A 19,729-nucleotide genomic window follows, 5' to 3' on the forward strand; every position below is an offset into this window, starting at 1 on the left:
CCTCCACGAACCATTGTCAGGGTGTCCACTCCCGAGGGGGCAGGCTCAGTGCGCCGGGCGACGGTGTTCGGCCGGTGCGAGTCCTCCACCGGTATCGAGCCGTTCACCGCTAGGGTCGATCAAGTCATGACACGCGAGCCGTACGCGTCGGCCCGGTGCGTGTTCTGGATTGTCGACAACAGTTCCTCGCACCGCGGTCGATCGGTTGGCGCAGCGGTATCCGAATGCGGTGACGGTCCATACCCGGTGCATGCGTCGTGGCTCGATCAGGTCGAAATCTACTTCTCCATGGTGCAGCGGAAGGTTCTTACTCCCAATGACTTCCCCGATCTCGGGGCAGCCGAAGACCGCTTGTCGCGGTTCGCGGAGTGTTACAACGCCACTGCCACGCCGTTCCGGTGGCTCTATACCCGCACCGACCTGCACGGCATTTGCAGCGGCTCGACGACCACGACCGACTCCTCGATGCCGCATGACCCCCCGATGAACTTCCGGCAACAACCACATGGTCGCCACCGCCGCCCGGATGTTGCGCATGAAGTGCACCCGGCACCACTGCCACGACGAACCCGCAAACTGCTGTGCCACGGCGGCTTTGAGTTGCGGTACGTGGTGCGGGTGGCGGTGCGCTCGTAGCGGCCGGCGCCGGGCTTCTCGGTGGCCTCGGCTTCGATCAACGCCTGCAGGCCGATGCGGATCAGTTCGGCGAACACGTCCGCACTGTCGGCGCCTTGAGCGCGTCGAGTTGGGCGAGCAGGGCAGAATCGTCGTGGGTCATCGCGTAGTCGCATTCTGTGAGTCACTATGAGAGGTAACTCGTCGATCACTACGCGATGGCTCCCCCTCGCCGACGGAGCAACAAACCACGGACCTGGCCGGAAGCCCTCACCCGATTCCCACCACCCCCTGGGGCTTACCCCAGTACGCCCACGTCACGGGCCCGGACTACGTGGTCGGGTGATGGGTTATACCCAGCTCGGAATCTGTAACTCGTTGCGGTACATCATGAATGAGGATAATCGTGCTTGTCCACCACAGCTGATGGGGGCTCGCAGGCCTGCCGCCGAGCAAGGGCCAAGCGTCAGAACATGTCGATGGTGTGGACTGGGGGTTCAGAGTCCCGGTATTCGGGGCAATTCCGGTAGAGGGAGCGGCGGGGGCGGGGGAAGTGTCGGCAGCTGGTACTGCGGCAGACCGGGAATGAGGGGGGCTGGTTCCGGTGGGGGCGGCGGAGCCGATGTGTCGGCCGGCGCGCTGTTCTGCGTCTGAGGGGTGGTAGGGGTCTGTGTCGGATTCTGTGTCTGCGGCTGGTACGTGGTGGGCGCCTCGGTCGGTGCGGGGATCCTCGACTTGTCGAGCACCGGCGGGGCGGCTTCCGGAGGCGGGGTCAGGTCGGCGGTCGTAGCGGGCTCTGGCGGGGCGGTGGGCTGTGCGTCCCGTTCGGAATCCGGCAGCAGGACGGTGCCGAGGCCGATCGCCGCGACGACGGTGAGGACACTGCCGGCGAGAAGGAGGCGCCGACGTGTGCGCGGTGGTGCGGTCTTCTCGACGGTGTGCCGGGTTTCGACGGTGTTGCTCGTCTCGTGTGGCGCGGATGCCTGCGTCGGGGACATCACCACGCCGGCGGCCGGGCGGGCCAGCAGTGCCGCACCCTCGGCCGCGACGAGTTCGGGCTGTGCGGGCACGATCACCGGGACGTCCAGCCAGGACTCCATCACGGAGGTGACCAGCGGAATATGCGCACCGCCGCCGATGAGCACCGCGGCGTCGGGGGTGCGCCCCGAGCGGCGGATGACGTCACGGGTGAGGCGGGCCGACGTCTTCACGGGGCCGTCGATGAGCGACTCGAAGCTGTCCTGGGAGAGCAGCAGCAGACCGCCCTCACCGGGCATGCACACCGCGCCGGTGGTGGACAGCTGCTCCTTCGCGTCGCGGCACCGGGCGGTGAGGGCGAGCCGTGCTGCCGTGTCGGCCGGCGGGGTGAAGCGGTGCAGTTCCAGGTGGTGGTCGTAGATCAGCCGGTCGACGAGGTCGCCGCTGATCCGCTCCGAGCGTGCGGTGCTCAGCACGATCCCGGTGGTGCGGTCGACGACGGTGACGGTGAGGCCGGAACTGCCGAGGTCGTAGAACACGAGCGTCTCGTAGTCGCCGAGATCTCCGGACGTCTCCAGCATCTCGAGCGCGGCCGTCACTTCGGGGACCAAGTGGAAGTGGCCGATCTCGAGTCGGGTCATCGCGGCCTGGACGGCACCGGCCTGCGCCTGGTTCCGGTACGCGACGCCGATGGCCTGGACCTCGTCGATCTCATCGGTTTCGGTGAGCACCGTGTCGAGAGATGCGGCGGTCAGGTCCCCCGGGCGTTCGAGGGTCGCGGTCACCGACCGTGATCGGAAGATCGGACCATGGGGGCTCTCGGTGTCGCGGCACGCGAAGCGCACAGCGCTGGCCCCGACCGACACACCGAGAACTGACGTCATGGCGCCGACTATAACGGTTCGGTCACGGGTCGCGCGCACGGAGCAGGCCGAGCTCGGCGCTGCGGACGATCGAGGCAGTCGGTGCGCTCGCCGATCGGTGCCGTGCCCCTTCGGCGTGGCCTTCCGCATCTCGTCGCAGCTCAGGGTGTCGCGGGGAGATCTGGCGAACGCCGACACGGGCACGGTTCGGAGGTCGACGGTGGGCTCGGCAGTGAACTCGACGTCCCCTCGCGACCGAAAGTCCGGGACCGGGTGTGCGCATCCTCCGAGACTGTCGACCGCGCCTTCGATCGGTGCCCGGGACCGGGATCGGCCTGGTGTGAGGGCACGTCCCGGGCCGAGGCGGCGGGGCGCCCGCGACGTCGGTGCGACGTGCGGTCGCGACGGTGGTTCGGGCCCCGCGGGCGGGCGCACCACCCGGTTCGGTGCCGGTCCAGTACGGTTTTGGGAATTATGTTGTTTTGCAGTGAGTTTCGTGAGCTTCACTGCCCGGGACGCGTACGCGGCTCGGCCGGATCAGCCCGCGACGTCGTGCAGATGGTGCTCGACGTCGTGCAGCAGATACTGGCTCAACTGCACAATGGTGAACCTCCGGCCGTCGCTGCGCAGGCCGTCGCGCCGCCAGTCCTCGACGCCCTCGATGATCTCGACGGTCTCGTCGGTACGTAGAGCGATCTGCCGGGCCACGTCGGCGGGATCTGCCGCCCAGAACCGCCGACGGATCGCCTCGGCCTCGCCGTCGTAATCGGCGAACGTCGGAGTGTTGTCGGTGATCATCGCCTGCACTCGTTGTCCGAGGACGACGATGAGGTCACGCGCGTGGGAGGCGTACTCGAGCGCCGACCACACCTTCGGAGCGGGCCGCTCGGCGACGTTCGGCCGCCGCAGCACGGCCTGCCAGCGTGGCACGCCGGATCGCAAGCGTTCACCGGTCGTGGTCGGATCGTGCGGCGTGTACCCGCACTCGGGGCACCCTCCGTCGAGCACGAAGGTCCAGTCACGAGTGTCGGGATCGGCGGGTTCGGGCGCGATGTCCATAGCCCCATGGTGCCGCTGTACGGGCTCTTCCGGATCTGGAGCGCTGTCCCGGCTACCCGGACGGATCGTGCGTGTGGTCGTCGAGTTCCTCTCCGGCCCGCGGGCAGAGAATCCTCACCGGATGAGCAAGCCGCTGCGTTACGAGCTGGAGGGCCTGCGCAGCGCCCGCCGCGGCGACTACCGCATCCTGCTCCGTGTCGACGACGAGCACCGTGTCCTCCTGATCGTCGGCGTCGACCCCGCGCCCACATCTACCGACCCGGAGGCCGCTGAGCGGGTCCTGCGGCTGGGCTACGCACGGCTGCAGCGGTCCGTGCAGATCACCCCGGACGTAGCCGTAGCGGTTGCCCGTGTTCGCCGGCGGCGAGGACATGACGCGGGGTTCGCCGAATCGTCGATCGTCCGAGGCTGCAATTCGGCACGAGGATTCCTCTCCGCGCCGGCTGAGGTTCACGGATTGCGGCGATCGGTCACGCGTACGGCGGCGCAAGGAACCGGGAAGCACGGTATCCGCGTCGGGCGGCTCTATATGGTGGCGCGCAGGGTGCAGACCACCCCGGCGTGATCACTCAGCTTTCCGGCCTCGTCACTGCCGGCCCAGGTCCGCAGACCGGTGCAGGGCAGGTCGGAGGCAATGTGATCGATCAACGGTCCGTGCTCGACCTCGCCGCCGGTGTGCAAGGTCCATCGGTCCATTACTTCGAGCAGCCGCTCGAACACCCGGATGGGTTGGCGTCGCCGCGGGATCCGCTGGTTGAAGTCGCCGGCGACGATCGTGGGGATCCGCGGGTCGAACTGGGCCGCCAGCTTCTCGATCTGGTCGCAGCATTCGAGGTGCTCGGACCAGTTCGTCGCATCCCGACGCCCGGTGGTCACATGCGCGCTCGCCCACGGGATGCACACCGCCAGCACCCGGATCGGGCCGAGTGGGGAGTCGGCGCTCGCGGTCAGCACGCGACCGGCCCCGGCACCGGTGGGCAAGGAAGTGAGGTCGGTGAGCGGCCACCGGGACCACAGCAGCGTCTTGCGGCGCAGCGGATGCGCGGTGGTGTCGTAGCCCCAGTCGGTACCGGCGTCGGCGACATGACCGCCGTCGGGGAGCAGGTCGCATTGGCCTTCGGTGACGATCAGCAGGTCCGCATCCGCCTCGCGCAGCACGTGCCGGATGCGCTGCCCGCGGGGGCTGGAGGCGTTGGCCCACATGGTGTTCCAGATTGCGACGGTCAGTTCGGTGTTCTCCACACGGGCACTGTACGAACAGGCGGCGACACGACCGACAACCCACACGGGTGACATGTCCCCATCTTCGGAGTCCGAAGAGCGTTCGGTCTCGGCAGTTACCTTCCGAAGATCGACAGCACTATGGATCAGGGTGACTCGGTAGAGATCGAGCCGGGCAAGCCCGGGGTGCGGGGAGGGTGCGCGATGGTGGCAGTCGGTGCTGTGATGAGGAGGTGATCGATTCGTCTTTCGGGCAGAGCCTGCCCTCCGCTGTCGGTACCGGCACGCGGGAGGGGGAGGGGTGGGAGCAGGCGCTCGCGTCCCGGGTGGTGGTCGAGCGAGCTACGGGTGTGTTGATGGAACGTCATCGCCTGACCGCCGAGGATGCCGGTGGTGTGTTGGTGTCGGCGTCGCGGGAGGCGGGGATGCCGCTGCTGGAGTTGGCGCAGTCGGTGCTCGGTTCGGGCCGGATCGACGAGCCGCCGGTGATCCGGAAAATGTTGGCACGTCCTGGCGAACCCGCCGCGTTGCAGCGCGCGATCGCCTTCATCGACGCTCACGCCGAGTCCCGGATCCGGCTGGCGGACATCGTCGCGGCTGCCGGGATCGGTGCGCGGGCACTGCAGTACGATTTTCTGCGCCACCATCAGATCACGCCGCTCGGCTACCTGCGCCGGGTGCGTCTGGAACGAGCCCACCGCGATCTGCTGGCTGCGGATCCGGCCGGCGGTGACACCGTGTCCGCGATCGCGGCCCGTTGGGGCTTCGCCAAGACGGGACGTTTCGCCGAGCAATACCGTGCCGCCTACGGCCGGCTCCCCAGCCAGACCCTGTCGGCGTGACCGACCCCGCTTCGGCGCCGGGGCGGAGCAGCCCCGGATCGGATCGTTCGGTTGCTGGAACGGACCCCGGTATTCGTCGTCGCCGCCGTCGAAAACGAATACACTGACCCCCGGAACGAACAGATGTGGTGGGTGTGTTCCGCCTGGGTGCACCGCAGGTGCGCTCCGGGCGCCGAGTGTGCCGGTGGGCTCCGAGGGCGGTCCGCCGCCTTCCTGCTCCCTGCGGTGGCCGCGCCCGGTCACAACCGCCGACGGGGCGGGTCGCGCCCTGGCGCAGGGGGCTGGGGACGCCCATGCCCGCCTCCGTCGGCGGTCGGGTCGTTCTCGACCGAACCCGGGTCGCCTCGCCGGAACTGCGAAGTTCGCCGTCCGTTTTCCCCTATCCGGAGGATCCGTCTCGATCGCTCCCGGCGCCGTCGTTGCGGTCGCCGTCGTCGTGATCGGTGGCGTGGCCGGGGTCGGTTCGTGGGGTGGGGCGGTGCCGGTCCGGGTGGGTGCCGTCCGGGCGGGCCGCCGACGGCGCACAGCCGTCGGTGGCGGCCGACGGTGGCAGGTCGGTGGAATACGGAGCGCGCGGTGGGGCGAGTTCGTCGAGCCGTTCGTTGATCGCGTGGGCGAGGAGGTCGTGCTGCAACGGCGGCAGTGGCAGCAATCCGCTGAGATACGCCTCGATCTCCACCTTGCCGGCCTCACCACCGAGACCGAAATACCGCAACCACAACTGCTCGACACTCAACCCACTGGCCCGTAGCGCCGCCAGGAACCGGTGGCGATCGCTGCCGTCGGGCATACTCCGCATCGGGCGGGGGCGGTGCTCGGGATAGTGTTCCATCGCGCGACTCACGACTGCTCGAAGACAGTAGCGAGGATCGCCGCGGCCACCTCCCGCATCGGGGTGTGCTCACGCTCGGCGGACGCGAGCATCCATCGCAGCGCCTCGTCCGCGCCGAGGTGCTCGCGCAGCATCACGATCCCTTTGGCGGTGGCGATCAGGTCCCGGGTGCGTAGCGCCTCCTTGAGCTGATCGCCGAGTCGCTCGGAGCCGGCGAGGGTGGACGCGTTTGCCAACAGCAGAGCGACCTGGGCGGCGAACCGCCGCAGTAGATCCTCGCTGGCGCCGGTGTAGGCATGCGGACGCGCCGAATACACCTTGATCGCACCGAGCGTGCGGTCGGCCGAGACCAACGGGGCGCTGAGCACGGCACCCATTCCGGCTCGCGCGGCCAGTGCCGACCACCGCGGCCATCGCGATTCGGTCGCCAGATCGTCGACCCGCACCATGACCCGGTCCCGCAGCGCAGTCAGGCACGGTCCTTCCCCGAGTTCGTACTGCAGCGCATCGAGCCGCTCGACCACCGGATCGGTCGCCGCCGTCGTGGTCTCGGCGCCGTCTCCGGCGAGCAGCGTGATGCCGGCCCCGACCGAACCGGGCAGGGTGTCCTTGGTCAGCGAGGTGGTCAACTCCACCACACTCGAGAGGGTCTGTTCCGACAGCGCCAGCCCCGACATTCCCGCATAGACCGCGGCCAGGGCGTCCGACTCCGGCTTTCGTGGAGGCGTCATCGCGTGCCTCCTTCGGCCGGTTCCCGCGGCCGCCGCTGCGACCCGCTCACCTCGAACCTACCCGTCTCGGTGCGTCGATGCGATGCTTGCCCGCCTCGGTCACCGCCGGCTCGGATCCGGTGCCGACTCGCGCGCCTGTCCGCCTGCGCGCGGACATCCACTCCCAGGGTGTGCCGAAAAACGAATATGCTTACCCGAAAGCGAAGTCGTGCGGTGGTCGACCTGTTCGCCGACGGTTTCACTCAGCCGGGGATCTACTGTGCCAGAGACCGCGAGGACCGCTATGCACCGGCATCCGCTCGATCCGTCGATCACTTCCACCGTCTGCTGGTATCGGCAAGCTCCGGCCACCGCCGCAGAGATCACCTCGCTGCGCCGCGCCCTGGCCGGCTGGCTCGCCCGCATCGGTGTCGACGACCGATGCCGCCAGGACGTCGTCGCCGCGGTGTACGAGGCGTTGGCCAATGTCGTCGAACACGCCTACCCCGGCCGGGACGCCGGTCTCCCCGGTGGGGTGGTGGAGGTGGATGCGACCTTCGTCGCCCACGAGCGGGACCTGGAGATCACCGTCGCCGACCACGGCCGGTGGCGAGCCGGGATGCGCGCGTCGCACACCGGGTCTCGGGGCCGGGGGCTGGAGCTGATCGCGGCGCTCACCACCCACACCCGGGTGAGTACCGCCGGAACCGGCACGACGGTCACCATGTCCTGGCAGGCGGACCTGCCGGCCTGACTGCGGCGCAGGCTCGGTACGGACTGCCTCCGAGCGACGGGTCGTCGAAAATACCGCCCAACCGGTTGTTCCCGCGCGTATGGTCCCCTTGTGGGGGAGACATTGTGGCCGGTCGACACGGATTCCGTGTCCGTGCCCGGGTATCGGTGCCCGGCGTGTGGGGCCGACGCTGTCGCCGTGGCAGAGGTGATGTCGTTCGCGGACGGCTCCCGCCGCGACATCGGCGTCGTGGGGTTCTGCGCCCGCGGGTGCGGGTGGGGAGGGCGACTCGGATAACGACATCCCCGCGACGCACGAGCCGGGCACGGGAAGGGCGGTCTGCAGGTCCGGGGGACGACAGGATCGAAACCTCCGCTCAGGCCGCGAGTCGTGTCGGGCGAATCCCTCACAGTGCTGTCATGCGCTCGGTATGATCTCTCACAGCCACCGTCACCCCCCTGCACGGTGGCCCAGACCCCGCCGGAGTTGCCCCAAGCTCTCTCCGGCGGGGTTTGTCGTCCCACGAACTCCGTCCTCTTCACGGCTCTGCTGCCGCATCCGACACGCCGGCCGGTCCGGGGGCCGCGCGTGCACGACTCGACCCCCGCCTCCGCGACGTCGCCGACGGTTCGACACCTCGGTGCGCCGACCGCGCGGCACAGGTGTGCAGAGGACCAGCCCGCCCTGTGACAAGGGCCACGCTGCACGGTAGGTTGGTGTAACCGCCAGAACTACTCACCAGTAGGGGTTCGACATGCCAGCTCCCAGCGCTGCCACCTTCGCCCGGTTGGCCGAGCTCATCGCCATCCCGGACGCGGCGAGCCGTCCCACCCGCTCGGTCGTGGAAGCTTTCACCGGTCGTGAACTCGCGACGGTCCCGGTCGGCACCGCCGACGACGCCAGAGCCGCCCTCGAGCGTGCCCGCGTCGCGCAGGCCGACTGGGCGCGCCGCTCCGTCGAGCAACGCGCCGAGATCTTCCACCGCTACCACGACCTCGTGCTGGCGCACCGCGAAGAGCTGATGGACATGGCCCAGGCCGAGACCGGCAAGGCTCGCGCCTCGGCGCAGGAAGAGGTCCTCGACATCGCCCTGACCGCGCGCTACTACGCGCGGACCGCTCCCAAGCTGCTGCGTCCGCGCCGCGCCACGGGCATGCTGCCCGGCCTGACGAGGACCACCGTGCACTACCACCCGAAGGGGGTCGTGGGGGTCATCGCGCCGTGGAACTACCCGATGACCCTCGCGGTCTCCGACGCGATCGCCGCACTGCTCGCCGGCAACGCCGTCGTCCTCAAGCCCGACAGCCAGACCCCCTACTGCGCGCTGGCCGTCGTCGAACTGCTCTACCGGGCCGGCCTGCCGCGCGACCTGTTCGCCGTCGTGCCCGGACCCGGCTCCGTCGTGGGCACCGCCCTCGTCGAGAACGCCGACTACCTGATGTTCACCGGCTCCTCGCAGACCGGCAGCCTCCTCGCCGAGCAGGCGGGCCGTCGCCTGATCGGGTTCTCCGCCGAGCTCGGTGGCAAGAACCCGATGATCGTCACCGCCGGGGCGAATCTGCGTGAGGTCACCGACGCCGCCGTGCGGGCGTGCTTCTCCAACTCCGGGCAGCTGTGCATCTCCATCGAACGGATCTACGTCGAGAAGTCCGTCGCCCCCGAATTCATCCGCATGCTCGGCGAGCGGGTGCGGAACATGACGCTCGGCCCGGGCTACGAGTACGGCGTCGAAATGGGCAGCATGGTCAACGAGACCCAGGTCAAGGCCGTCTCCGGACATGTCGACGACGCGGTCGCCAAGGGCGCCACCGTCGTGGCCGGCGGCAAGGCCCGGCCCGACCTCGGCCCGCTGTTCTACGAGCCGACGGTGCTCACCGACGTTCCCGAGGACGCCGAGTGCTACCGGGAGGAGACGTTCGGTCCGCTCGTGTCGGTGTACCCGGTGGACAACGTCGAGGAGGCGATCCGCCGCGCCAACGACACCGAGTACGGACTCAACGCCAGCGTGTGGGCGGGCACCAAGGCGCAGGGCGAGGCGATCGCGGCGCGGGTGCGGGCCGGCACCGTCAACGTCGACGAGGGCTACGCGCCCGCATGGGGCAGCACCGACGCACCGATGGGCGGCATGGGCATCTCGGGCATGGGCCGGCGCCACGGCGCGGAGGGCCTGATCAAGTACACCGAGCCGCAGACGATCGCGACGACCCGGGTGATGAATCTCGGTGGACCCCGCGGGGTTCCGCCGAAGCTGTGGTCGAAGGTGATGCCGCCGTTCGTCAAGGCGATGCAGTGGCTGCCGGGTCGGTGACCCGCGGCATTTCGCCGAGCCGGACACGAACGGTGCGACGAACGGGATAATCCTGGTGTGGGCGATCGCCAGGTGCTGCACGGTGCGACGGCGAATCTCCGCGTCCAGCGGCGCCGTCTGCTCGCGTGGTACCTGGCGATCAGCACCGGGCTCGTCGCAGTAGGAATCGTTGCGGCCCTGCTCGATCCAGCGGTCGCGCGATCCGGCAGCTTCGCCGGCATGGCCTCGGCGCTGGCGTTGGGCATCGCCGGGCTGGTGATCCTGCGGTGGACGCCACGGCGTCTGGGGCGCACCCCCATCGTCGCCGCCACCGCGTGCGCGGTCGCCGCGATGCCGGCGGTGATCGCGTTCCACGTCGACCCCTCCCGCATCCTCATCAGCGTCATGGGCTCGATGTTCCTGTCGATGTATCTCGCGGCGTTCTGGCCGCCGCGGCAGGCCGTCCTGTGGATCGGGACGCTCACCGCCGCCACCCTCGGCGCCGCGGCCCTGGCCCCGACGCGCCTGCTGTGGGTCGGTTACGTGGTCGTCGCCGCGGCGCTGCTCGGCTCCGGTGCGATCTTCGGGGCCGTCGGGCGCCTGCTGGTGAACGCGGCGACCCGAGATCCGCTCACCGGGCTGCGCAACCGCGCCGGCCTCGACCTCGAACTGCGATCGCGGCCGCGCGACCGCGGCGCCTGGGTCTGCCTCGGTCTGCTCGACGTCGACGGGTTCAAGGCGTTCAACGACGAGCACGGGCATCCCGCGGGAGACGCCCTGCTCCGCGACGCCGCCGAGGCGTGGGCGCAGCAGGTGCCGCGCGGCGGGATCCTGGCCCGCCTCGGCGGCGACGAATTCCTCGTCGTCCTCCCGGACACGGACGAGGAGGAAGGGCGCGCGGTGCTCGAGGGCCTGGCCCGCGCGAATCCCGTGCCGGTCAGCTTCGGGGTCGCAGCCGGCGTCGTCAGCGACCCCATGGACCTGTACCACGACGCCGACATGGACCTGTATCGGGCGAAGGCCGCGGCCTGGGCTCAACTGCCGGACCGGCTGGCCCCGTTGCCCCTGCCGGATGTCCTCGATCTGCTGCCCGTCCCCATCCTCGCCGTGCGCGACGGCGGGACCGTCGCCTACGTCAATCCGTGCTTCGCCACGCTGTTCGGCGTCGACGCCCGGAACGTGGAGAACCGGCCGCTGCACGAGGTCCTCACCGGCGGCACCTGGCCCGACAGGTCTGTCACCGTCCGCTCGCTGCACGACCGGACCGGGCAGCTGTGCGAGTTCGGCCGGCCGGACGGGACCGTGGTGCAGGCGACGGTCGGCGCCGCCCGGATCCGGTGGGAGAACACCCTGGCGACGCTGGTGGTGCTCGGCGACGTCACCGAACAGCCCAGTTACGTGTCCCGGTGACCGCCGCTCGGTGACCACGCGGATCCGGTTCGGCGACTACCCTTTCAGGTGTGCCGCGCACGGTGACGCTGTTCCTCGCCGGGGACGTGATGACCGGCCGGGGCGTGGACCAGATCCTCCCGCATCCCGGAGGGCCGAGGTTGCGGGAGTCCTACGCGCAGGACGCCCGGGACTACGTCGAGCTCGCCGAGACCCGCAGCGGGGTGATCCCGCGGCCGGCGGGCTTCGACTGGCCGTGGGGCGTCGCGCTGCCGGTGCTCGACGAATGCGCCCCGGACGTGCGGGTCGTCAACCTGGAGACGTCCGTGACCACGTCGCGGGACTACGCCCCGGACAAGGGCATCCACTACCGGATGAACCCGGCGAACGTCGGGGTGATCACCGTCGCGCGGGTCGACGTGTGCACGCTCGCCAACAATCACGTGCTCGACTTCGGTGTCCGCGGTCTGCGCGAGACCGTCGAGGTCCTCACGGCGGCGGGACTGCGGCTCGCCGGTGCGGGCGACGACGACCGGGCGGCGTGGCGGCCGGCGACGGTCGCCGCCGGATCGCCCCGGGTGCGGGTGTGGTCGGTCGGTGCGGTGTCGAGCGGGATCACCCCGTCGTGGGCCGCCACGCCGACGCGGCCGGGAGTGGCCCTGCTGCCGGTGTCGGAGGCGGGCGCCGACGAGCTGCTCGCCCGGATCGACGCCGACCGCGGGGCCGGCGACGTGGTGGTGGTGTCGGTGCACTGGGGTTCCAACTGGGGCTACGCCGTGCCGGACGCGCACGTGCGGTTCGCGCACCGGCTGATCGACGGCGGCGTCGACGTGGTGCACGGGCACTCGTCCCATCACCCGCGCCCGCTGGAGATCTACCGCGGCAAGCCCGTGCTGTACGGGTGCGGCGACCTGATCAACGATTACGAGGGCATCGGCGGTTACGAGCGCTTCCACGACGAGCTGCGGCTGCTGTACCTCGTCACCCTCGACGCGGGCACGGGGGAGCTGCAGGAGGTGCGGATGCTGCCGGTGCAGGCGCGGCGGATGCGGCTCGAGCACGTCACGCAGTCGCAGCAGCGGTGGTTGCGCGCGACGCTCGCGGAGGCGTCGGCCGGCTTCGGCACCCGCCTGCAGGCCGGGGACGACGATCCGTGGATCCGGATCGCCTGCTGAGGCCGCGTGGTCAGCCGCCGGGACGCGGCACGGGCACACCGTCGACGACCAGGTCCACCTTCTCGTCGTAGAACGCGATGTGGCCGGCGATCGGTGCGACGGCGGGAAGGGGATCCGGGTACGACCACGCGAGGTTCTCGGCCCGCGGCGGTCCGGTGAAACTCCAGTACCGGGCCGTGCCCTTGTAGGGGCACGAGGTGTGCAGGTCCGTCTCCTCGAGCACCGAGAAGTCGACGTCCGCGGACGGGAGGTAGTACCGCACGGGCAGCCGGGTTTCGAACAGCAGCACGGGCTTGCGGGTCTCGGCGACGACCGCGCCGGCGATCGACACCTGCACGTGCCGGCTGCTGGGCAGCGCCTCGACGCGGTGGTACGGGTTGCGCAGACGAACGAAGATTTCCGGGTCCTCCTCGTGTCGGGTGCCTCGAGCCGACGGTACGCCGGCAGTCCCTGCGCCGGGGCCCGGATCACCCGGCGGACACGCGTTCGTCGTCGCGCGTGACGGCGTAGACGTCCGGGTCGAACGCCGACACCCGGCGCCGGAGCGCGGCCGACGACCACGGCCAGTTGAAGCTGTTGCGGCCGTTGACGTCGAAGAAGTAGCTGCGGCATCCGCCGGAGTTGTAGACGGTGCCCGGAAGGGCGGCCTGAACCTCGTCGTCGAAGGCGTCCTGGGCCTCCCGGCGCACCTCGAAGGTGCGCCAGCCGCGGCGCAGGGCCGTGTCGATGGCCGTCACGACGTGGTCGAGCTGGGCTTCGAGAATGAGGAAGGCCGAGGTGTGGCCGGTGCCCAGGCTCGGTCCGAGCAGGACGAACGCGTTGGGGAAGCCCGCGACGGACGAGCCGAGGTACGCCCGGGGGCTGCCCTGCCAGTGCTCGTCGAGACTGCGGCCCTGCCCGTCGAACACCCGGCCCGCGATGGGCATGTCGAGGATGTGGAAGCCGGTGCCGAAGACGATCGCGTCGACCTCGGCTTCGCTGCCGTCCCCGGCGATCACGGTGGAGCCGCGGACCTCCTGCACCGCCGCGGGGTGGACCTCGACGTCGGGCCGCGTCAGGGCGGGGTAGTAGGTGTTCGACATGAGCAGCCGCTTGCAGCCGAGGGTGTAGTCGGGGGTCAGGGCCCGGCGCAGCCGCGGGTCGCGCACCTGCGCGCGGAGCTGCGCCCGGCCGATCCACTGCAGCCGGCGCATGAGCCACGGGTGCCGGAAGCCGAGGCCGAGGACCTCCATCAGGCTGTATTCGATCGCCTCGACCAGCCGTCGCGCACCCGGGAGACGGGTGAGCAGCCGGCGTTCGGCCGCGGACAGGTGCCGGTCGGGTTTGGGCAGCACCCACTGCGCCGTCCGCTGGTACAGGTGCAGGCGTGCGACGTCGGGAGCGATCTCGGGGACGAACTGGACCGCCGAGGCGCCGGTGCCGACGACGGCGACCCGTTTGCCGCGCAGGTCGTAGTCGTGGTTCCAGCGCGCGGAGTGGAACACCTCGCCGGGGAACCGGTCGAGACCGGGGATCTCGGGCACGAGCGGTTCGTTCCACGGCCCCGCGGCGGCGACGAGGAAACGCGCCCGGACGGTGCCGGCGGTGGTGGCGAGCGTCCAGCGGGCGTCGACGTCGTCCCAGTCCGCCCTCAGCACCTCGACGCCGAACCGGACGTGGGACGTCACGCCCTGTGCGGCGGCGGTGTGCTCGATGTAGTCGCGGATCTCCGGCTGCCCGGCGAACAGGCGGCTCCAGTCGCGGTTCCGCGCGAACGAGTACGAGTACAGCAGCGACGGCACGTCGCACGCGGAGCCCGGGTAGGTGTTGGCGCGCCACGTCCCGCCGAGACTGTCGGCCTTCTCGAGGACGACGACGTCGGTGATGCCGCGCCGTCGCAGGGCGATCGCCGCGCCGATACCGGAGATCCCGGCACCGATCACCACCACCCGGTGTTCGTCCATCGTGTCGCCTCTCGTCTGCGTCCAATCCGAATACCGTCGGTATTCGGATAACCACAGTATCCGAGTTCGGGTCGCTCCGGTACCGTCGAGTCGTGGCACGACAGACCCGGCAGCAGACCCAGGCACGCACGCGCGAGGAGCTGCTCGCCACGGCCACCGAGCACTTCCTCGACCGTGGTTACAGCGCGGCGTCGCTCGAGCAGATCGCCGAGGACGCCGGCTATTCCAAGGGCGCGGTGTACTCGAACTTCCGCAACAAGGACGAGTTGTGTTTCGCGGTGCTCGACCGGATCCGGGCCGAGCGCATGGGGGAGATCGCCGCGACGCTCGAGGCCGGTGCGTCGCTCGACGACGTGGTGGCCGCCTTCGGCGCCTGGGCCGAGCGCACCATCGGCGACCGGCGCTGGACCCTGCTCGAGATCGAATTCTCGGTGCGCTCGCGGCACGACGAGGAGATCCGCTCCCGGATCGCGGCCGGGGCCGCCGGGGTGCGGACCCTGATCGCCGAACTGATCCGGTCGCTCGCCGCACGGTTCGGCCTCGAACCGGCGATCGAGCCCGAGCAGGCGGCGACGATGCTGCTCGGGCTCGGCATCGGCCTCGGCCTGCAGCGCGCGATCACCCCCGACCTGCCGGCCGCGGCCCTCACCGGCGCCGTGCGGGCAGTGCTGGGAGTGGGGCGGTGAACGGTTCGATCCGTTACCGGGCCTGGTAGGTCAGGCAGTTGGCGGCGTGCTCGCCGCTGCCGCTGCCGCCGACCCGGATCTCGCTCGCGGTGCACTCGAGATCCTGGTTGTGCATGCAGTCGGCGCGCTGGCAGGCGCCGACCATGCTGGTGACGGTGTCCAGGCCGCCCTTCGTCGACAGCGGGATGAACGTCTCGCAGTCGGCGCTGCCGTTGTGGCCGGCGACGTTGATGGCGTAGGCGTGGCAGCCGTCGTGGTTGTAGGAGCAGGTGCTGACGCTGCACTCGGTGACGTGCGGCATTTCCATCGTGGTCATGATCGAACCTTCCCGAAAGGGGGGTGTCCACTGAGGGCTGCCCACCATGCTAGTGCCGCACCGTGCCTCCGAACAGGGTGCTCGGACAACGGATGTCGTTGATGCGCCGCCCATTTCGGGCACGCCGATGTTGCGCAATACCTGCCGGGTCGCGTCGTGCCCCGGCTCGGGTCCCGGTCGCCGGGCGCCCCACGTCCGTTGACATTGACGTCAACGTCGACGCATGCTGTGCGGGTGACCACGAGCGAAGCCCAGGAACGGGCCCGATCCGCGCGACGCGACAGCGACGGACCCCGCCGGCGGGAGCTGCTCGACGCCGCCCGCGACTGCTTCGGCGAACTCGGGTACGAGCGCACCACCGTCGCGGTGATCACCGAACGCGCCGCCGTCTCCCGCGCCACCTTCTACGCGTACTTCTCGTCCAAGGAGGAGGTGTTCCGCGCCCTCGCCACCCTCGTGTGCCGGCAGTTCCTCGACGCCCAGCACGTGGAGGGGCCGACGGTGGACGACCTGCGGGAGGTGCTGCGCACGACGACCCGGGCCTCCATCGAGTCCATGTACGTCAACGGCCGCATCCTCGAGCTGATCGAGCACCGTGCCCGCCTCGACGACGAGGTGGGCACGGAATGGGTGAGCGTGCGCGAGCGGCTCGTCGGGCGCTACGTCCGCTTCGTCGAGCGTATCGACGCCACCGGCGACGTCACGCTCAGCGCGCATCCCGAACGGATCGCGCGCACCCTCGTCGACGCCCAGCGCGTCGGCGCGGTGCGCCTGCTCGACGCCCCGAGACAGGAACAGCTCTCCTACATCGACGACATGATCGCGATGTCCGAACGGCTCATCGGCTTCCGCTGACCGGCCCCGACCGACAGGACCCCCGACACCCATGCTGCTCGTAGCCAACCGCGGCGAGATCGCGCTGCGCGTCGTCCGTTCCGCCACCGAACTCGGCATCGACACCGTCGCCGTGTATGCCGAGGACGACGCCGACAGTCCCCACGTCGCAGCCGCAACCCGCGCCGTCGCGCTGACCGGCGCCGGGCCGGCCGCCTACCTCGACGGCGCCGCCCTGCTGCGCGCCGCCACCGAGACCGGCTGCACCCTCGTCCACCCCGGATACGGATTCCTCAGCGAGAACGCCGAATTCGCCGAGTCCTGCGCCGCGGCCGGGGTGACGTTCGTCGGACCCGACCCGCAGGTGCTGCGGGTCTTCGGCGACAAGGCCGCCGCCCGCCGCGCCGCCGTCGCCGCCCGGGTGCCCGTGCTGCCCGCCACCGACGGGGGCGTCACCGTCGGCGCGGCCCGCGACTTCCTCGCCGCCCACCCCGGCGGCATCGTCCTCAAGGCCCTCGCCGGCGGCGGCGGCCGTGGCATGCGGGTGGTGCGCGACGCAGCGACCCTCGACGACGCCTTCCGCGCGTGTACCACGGAGGCGGAAAACGGTTTCGGGCACGGCGCGTTGTTCGCCGAGGCCCTGTGCGACCGGGCCCGGCACATCGAGGTGCAGATCGTCGCCGCGGCCTACGACGCGGGCGGGGTGCGGGCCCTCGCGCTCGGCGACCGGGACTGCAGCGTGCAGCGGCGCCACCAGAAACTGGTGGAAGTCGCTCCCGCGCAACGGCTCGACGCGACCGTGCGACGCACGCTGCACGAGGCCGCGGCCCGGCTCTGCGCGTCGGTAGGGTACCGCGGCCTCGCCACCGTCGAGTTCCTCGTCGCCGGCGATCAGGCGGTGTTCCTCGAGGTGAACCCGCGAATTCAGGTGGAGCACACGGTGACCGAGGAGGTCACCGGAATCGACCTCGTCGCGACGCAGGTGGCGATCGCCCGCGGTGCCCGGTTCGGCGAACTCGGCCTGCCCGGCGGCGTCACCGCCGACGGCGCCGGGGTGCGCGGCGAGCCCGCCGCCGCACAGGGCATTGCCGTCCAGGCCCGCGTCAACACCGAGACCATGCGCCCGGACGGGCGGGCCGTACCCGCGTCCGGCACGCTCACCGCGTTCACCCCGCCCACCGGCCCGGGCATCCGCGTCGACACCTACGGCCGTCCCGGGCTGACGACCAGCCCGCGCTACGACTCGTTGCTGGCCAAGGTGATCACCCACACCCGCATCGACGACTTCGCCGCGGCGCTGCGCAAGACGGACGCCGCACTCGGGGACCTGCTCGTCGCCGGGGTCGCCACCAACACCGATTTCCTGCAGAACATTCTGCGCGACAAGGACTTCGCCGCCTGCGACGTGCACACGTCGTGGCTGGACGAGCGGATCGCCGACCTCGCCGTCGCCGGCCCCGACGACGCACCCGTCGTCGCACCGGAACTGCACGCCGGGGAGGAGGCGGTGCGTGCCGACATGGTCGGCACCGTCGTCGAGACCGCCGCCGACGGCGACGCGCTCACCGCGGGCGCCCCCGTCGTCGTGCTCGAGGCGATGAAGATGCAGCACGTGGTGTCCGCGTCCGGACCCGCCACCGTGGTGCGGCTGCTGGTGCGGCCCGGACAGACCGTGCAACCGGGGGAGGTGCTCGCTGTGGTGCGCGCCGGGTCCGGCGACGCGGCCACCGGCGACGGGGACGCGCGGGACCTCGACGCCGTACGCGACGACCTCGCCGAGATCCGGGACCGGCACGAGCGCACCCTCGACGCCGCCCGCCCCGACGCCGTGGCCAAACGGCACCGGGTCGGCCGCCGCACCGCGCGGGAGAACATCGCCGACCTCGTCGACGACGGCACCTTCGTCGAGTACGGGCCGCTCGTGCTCGCCGCGCAGCGCAGCCGGCGCAGCGAAGAGGACCTGATCGCCAACACCCCCGCCGACGGCCTCGTCGGCGGTCTCGCCCGCATCGACGGCGCCGAATCGGTGGTGCTCTCCTACGACTACACCGTCCTCGCCGGCACGCAGGGCATGCGCAACCACGCCAAGACCGACCGGCTGCTCGAACTCGCCGCACGACGCGAGGTGCCGCTCGTGCTGTTCGCCGAGGGCGGCGGCGGACGCCCCGGCGACGTCGACGCCGGACCCGGCCAGGGCCTGGAACTGTCGACGTTCCGGGCGATGGCCGCCCTGCGCGGGCGCGTGCCGACGATCGCGGTGGTCTCCGGTCGGTGCTTCGCCGGCAACGCCGCCCTCGCCGGCGTGTGCGACGTGCTGATCGCCACCCCCGAGGCCAACATCGGCATGGGCGGGCCCGCGATGATCGAAGGGGGCGGCCTCGGCGTCTTCCGGCCCGAGGACATCGGCCCGGTCGACGTGCAGCGCCGCAACGGCGTCGTACACCTCGCCGCGCGCGACGAGGCGCACGCCGTCGAACTGGCCCGGCAGTACCTCGGCTACTTCACCACCGCGGCGGACGACTGGCAGGCCCCCGATCCGCGGCTCGCGCGGCACGCGGTTCCGGAGAACCGGTTGCGCGCCTACGACGTGCGCGCCGCGATCGACGCAATCGCCGACGTCGGCTCCGTGCTCGAACTGCGCGGCGACTACGGCGTCGGCATCGTCACCGCCCTGATCCGCGTCGAGGGCGCGGCGTACGGGGTGCTCGCCAACAGCAGCCACCACCTCGGCGGCGCGATCGACGCCGAGGCCGCCGACAAGGCCGCCGACTTCCTCGAACTGTGCCAGGCGCACCGCCTGCCCGTCGTGAGCCTCTGCGACACACCGGGATTCATGGTCGGGCCCGAGTCGGAGAAGGAGGCCACGGTCCGCCGGTTCGGCCGGCTGTTCGTCGCCGGTGCGCGCCTGACCGTCCCGTTCGGCACGATCATCCTGCGCAAGGGCTACGGTCTCGGCGCCATGGCGATGGCCGGCGGCTCCTTCCACGCCCCCGAGTTCACGGTGGCATGGCCCACCGGCGAGATCGGCGGCATGGGACTCGAGGGCGCGGTGCGGCTCGGCTTCCGCAAGGAACTCGAGGCCGCACCCGATCAGGTCGCGCGCGACGAACTGTTCGCGCAGCTCGTCGCCGCCGCCTACCAGCACGGCAAGGCGTTGCAGGCCGCGACGATCTTCGAGCTCGACGACGTCATCGATCCCGGCGACACTCGGGCCTGGGTGTCGCGGCTGCGCATGTCCTGAGCCGG

17 protein-coding genes and 2 pseudogenes are annotated in these 19,729 nt (G+C 70.8%); 10 read left to right on the forward strand and 9 right to left on the reverse strand.

All coding sequences use genetic code 11. The annotated features are described in order from the left end of the window. Positions 1-21 precede the first annotated feature (21 nt). Positions 22-636, forward strand: coding sequence for a hypothetical protein (locus LZP97_RS21650; RefSeq protein WP_230831831.1), 615 nt, complete (start codon positions 22-24; stop codon positions 634-636). On the opposite strand, the pseudogene LZP97_RS21655 reads toward LZP97_RS21650, so the two are convergent. The 3 genes and pseudogenes from LZP97_RS21655 to LZP97_RS21665 all read right to left on the reverse strand — a co-directional run. Next, positions 600-778: pseudogene (locus tag LZP97_RS21655) on the reverse strand (transposase); the annotation flags it as partial. The gene LZP97_RS21650 and the pseudogene LZP97_RS21655 sit on opposite strands and share 37 nt — an antisense overlap. A 334-nt stretch (positions 779-1,112) precedes the next feature. After that, a complete protein-coding gene (locus tag LZP97_RS21660) occupies positions 1,113-2,477 on the reverse strand; it encodes an Hsp70 family protein (RefSeq protein ID WP_082061295.1) in 1,365 nt (454 codons plus the stop codon). Positions 2,478-2,993: 516 nt separating this feature from the next. Beyond that, positions 2,994-3,515 carry a hypothetical protein gene (locus LZP97_RS21665; RefSeq protein ID WP_017682125.1) on the reverse strand — a complete coding sequence of 174 codons (522 nt, stop codon included), beginning with the start codon at positions 3,513-3,515 and terminating at the stop codon, positions 2,994-2,996. Between LZP97_RS21665 and LZP97_RS21670 the strand changes: the two are divergent. Further along, positions 3,508-3,788 (forward strand): annotated as a pseudogene (locus LZP97_RS21670) (type II toxin-antitoxin system RelE family toxin). The gene LZP97_RS21665 and the pseudogene LZP97_RS21670 overlap by 8 nt on opposite strands. 252 nt (positions 3,789-4,040) lie before the next feature. Here LZP97_RS21670 and LZP97_RS21675 read toward each other — a convergent pair. Then, positions 4,041-4,757, reverse strand: coding sequence for an endonuclease/exonuclease/phosphatase family protein (locus tag LZP97_RS21675; RefSeq protein WP_230831760.1), 717 nt, complete (start codon positions 4,755-4,757; stop codon positions 4,041-4,043). Positions 4,758-4,933: 176 nt separating this feature from the next. Here LZP97_RS21675 and LZP97_RS21680 point away from each other — a divergent pair, with 176 nt between their 5' ends. Continuing rightward, a complete protein-coding gene (locus LZP97_RS21680) occupies positions 4,934-5,578 on the forward strand; it encodes a helix-turn-helix domain-containing protein (RefSeq protein WP_230831759.1) in 645 nt (214 codons plus the stop codon). Positions 5,579-5,957: 379 nt separating this feature from the next. Here the strand turns inward: LZP97_RS21680 and LZP97_RS21685 are convergent, their stop codons facing one another. Together LZP97_RS21685 and LZP97_RS21690 are read right to left on the reverse strand one after the other, a co-directional pair. Continuing rightward, positions 5,958-6,368 (reverse strand): hypothetical protein, encoded by a 411-nt coding sequence (locus LZP97_RS21685; protein WP_234420151.1) that lies wholly within the window; start codon positions 6,366-6,368, stop codon positions 5,958-5,960. Between the two features lie 50 nt (positions 6,369-6,418). After that, positions 6,419-7,141 (reverse strand): GAF and ANTAR domain-containing protein, encoded by a 723-nt coding sequence (locus tag LZP97_RS21690; protein ID WP_010595937.1) that lies wholly within the window; start codon positions 7,139-7,141, stop codon positions 6,419-6,421. A 283-nt stretch (positions 7,142-7,424) separates the two neighbouring features. On the opposite strand from LZP97_RS21690, the gene LZP97_RS21695 reads away from it, so the two are divergent. From LZP97_RS21695 to LZP97_RS21710, 4 genes are all read left to right on the forward strand, one after another. Next, positions 7,425-7,874 carry an ATP-binding protein gene (locus LZP97_RS21695; protein WP_048773850.1) on the forward strand — a complete coding sequence of 150 codons (450 nt, stop codon included), beginning with the start codon at positions 7,425-7,427 and terminating at the stop codon, positions 7,872-7,874. 733 nt (positions 7,875-8,607) lie between these two features. After that, positions 8,608-10,161 (forward strand): succinic semialdehyde dehydrogenase, encoded by a 1,554-nt coding sequence (locus LZP97_RS21700; RefSeq protein WP_010595939.1) that lies wholly within the window; start codon positions 8,608-8,610, stop codon positions 10,159-10,161. 57 nt (positions 10,162-10,218) lie between these two features. After that, entirely contained in the window at positions 10,219-11,550 is a 1,332-nt protein-coding gene (locus tag LZP97_RS21705; protein ID WP_010595940.1) for a GGDEF domain-containing protein, read from the forward strand. 50 nt (positions 11,551-11,600) lie between these two features. Then, a complete protein-coding gene (locus LZP97_RS21710) occupies positions 11,601-12,704 on the forward strand; it encodes a CapA family protein (RefSeq protein ID WP_040272811.1) in 1,104 nt (367 codons plus the stop codon). A 10-nt stretch (positions 12,705-12,714) separates the two neighbouring features. Here LZP97_RS21710 and LZP97_RS21715 read toward each other — a convergent pair whose 3' ends face one another. Both LZP97_RS21715 and LZP97_RS21720 read right to left on the reverse strand, forming a co-directional pair. Further along, positions 12,715-13,041, reverse strand: a complete 327-nt coding sequence (locus tag LZP97_RS21715) for a DUF427 domain-containing protein (protein WP_040272814.1) — start codon at positions 13,039-13,041, stop codon at positions 12,715-12,717. 130 nt (positions 13,042-13,171) lie between these two features. Continuing rightward, positions 13,172-14,647: a flavin-containing monooxygenase gene (locus tag LZP97_RS21720; protein WP_040272816.1), complete on the reverse strand. Its 1,476-nt coding sequence runs from the start codon at positions 14,645-14,647 to the stop codon at positions 13,172-13,174. 92 nt (positions 14,648-14,739) lie between these two features. Here LZP97_RS21720 and LZP97_RS21725 point away from each other — a divergent pair, with 92 nt between their 5' ends. Next, positions 14,740-15,333, forward strand: a complete 594-nt coding sequence (locus LZP97_RS21725) for a TetR/AcrR family transcriptional regulator (protein ID WP_040272819.1) — start codon at positions 14,740-14,742, stop codon at positions 15,331-15,333. Positions 15,334-15,346: 13 nt separating this feature from the next. Here LZP97_RS21725 and LZP97_RS21730 read toward each other — a convergent pair whose 3' ends face one another. Next, positions 15,347-15,649: a DUF1540 domain-containing protein gene (locus LZP97_RS21730; protein WP_010595945.1), complete on the reverse strand. Its 303-nt coding sequence runs from the start codon at positions 15,647-15,649 to the stop codon at positions 15,347-15,349. Between the two features lie 228 nt (positions 15,650-15,877). Here LZP97_RS21730 and LZP97_RS21735 point away from each other — a divergent pair, with 228 nt between their 5' ends. Next, the gene (locus LZP97_RS21735; protein WP_040272821.1) at positions 15,878-16,504 is read left to right on the forward strand and encodes a TetR/AcrR family transcriptional regulator; all 627 of its coding nucleotides are present in this window, start codon (positions 15,878-15,880) and stop codon (positions 16,502-16,504) included. Between the two features lie 31 nt (positions 16,505-16,535). Further along, a complete protein-coding gene (locus LZP97_RS21740; RefSeq protein WP_040272823.1) occupies positions 16,536-19,724 on the forward strand; it encodes an acetyl-CoA carboxylase family protein in 3,189 nt (1,062 codons plus the stop codon). Positions 19,725-19,729 lie beyond the last annotated feature (5 nt).

The organism is Rhodococcus sp. DMF-1, assembly GCF_021441945.1.
Classification (GTDB): Bacteria; Actinomycetota; Actinomycetes; order Mycobacteriales; family Mycobacteriaceae; genus Rhodococcus; species Rhodococcus ruber.

Excerpts from the sequence above, each read along its gene's own strand:
- LZP97_RS21740 (WP_040272823.1), top strand. The coding sequence starts at position 16,536 with ATGCTGCTCGTAGCCAACCGCGGCGAGATCGCGCTGCGCGTCGTCCGT.
- LZP97_RS21690 (WP_010595937.1), bottom strand. The coding sequence starts at position 7,141 with ATGACGCCTCCACGAAAGCCGGAGTCGGACGCCCTGGCCGCGGTCTAT.
- LZP97_RS21720 (WP_040272816.1), bottom strand. The coding sequence starts at position 14,647 with ATGGACGAACACCGGGTGGTGGTGATCGGTGCCGGGATCTCCGGTATC.
- LZP97_RS21695 (WP_048773850.1), top strand. The coding sequence starts at position 7,425 with ATGCACCGGCATCCGCTCGATCCGTCGATCACTTCCACCGTCTGCTGG.
- LZP97_RS21660 (WP_082061295.1), bottom strand. The coding sequence starts at position 2,477 with ATGACGTCAGTTCTCGGTGTGTCGGTCGGGGCCAGCGCTGTGCGCTTC.
- LZP97_RS21730 (WP_010595945.1), bottom strand. The coding sequence starts at position 15,649 with ATGACCACGATGGAAATGCCGCACGTCACCGAGTGCAGCGTCAGCACC.
- LZP97_RS21685 (WP_234420151.1), bottom strand. The coding sequence starts at position 6,368 with ATGCCCGACGGCAGCGATCGCCACCGGTTCCTGGCGGCGCTACGGGCC.
- LZP97_RS21700 (WP_010595939.1), top strand. The coding sequence starts at position 8,608 with ATGCCAGCTCCCAGCGCTGCCACCTTCGCCCGGTTGGCCGAGCTCATC.
- LZP97_RS21665 (WP_017682125.1), bottom strand. The coding sequence starts at position 3,515 with ATGGACATCGCGCCCGAACCCGCCGATCCCGACACTCGTGACTGGACC.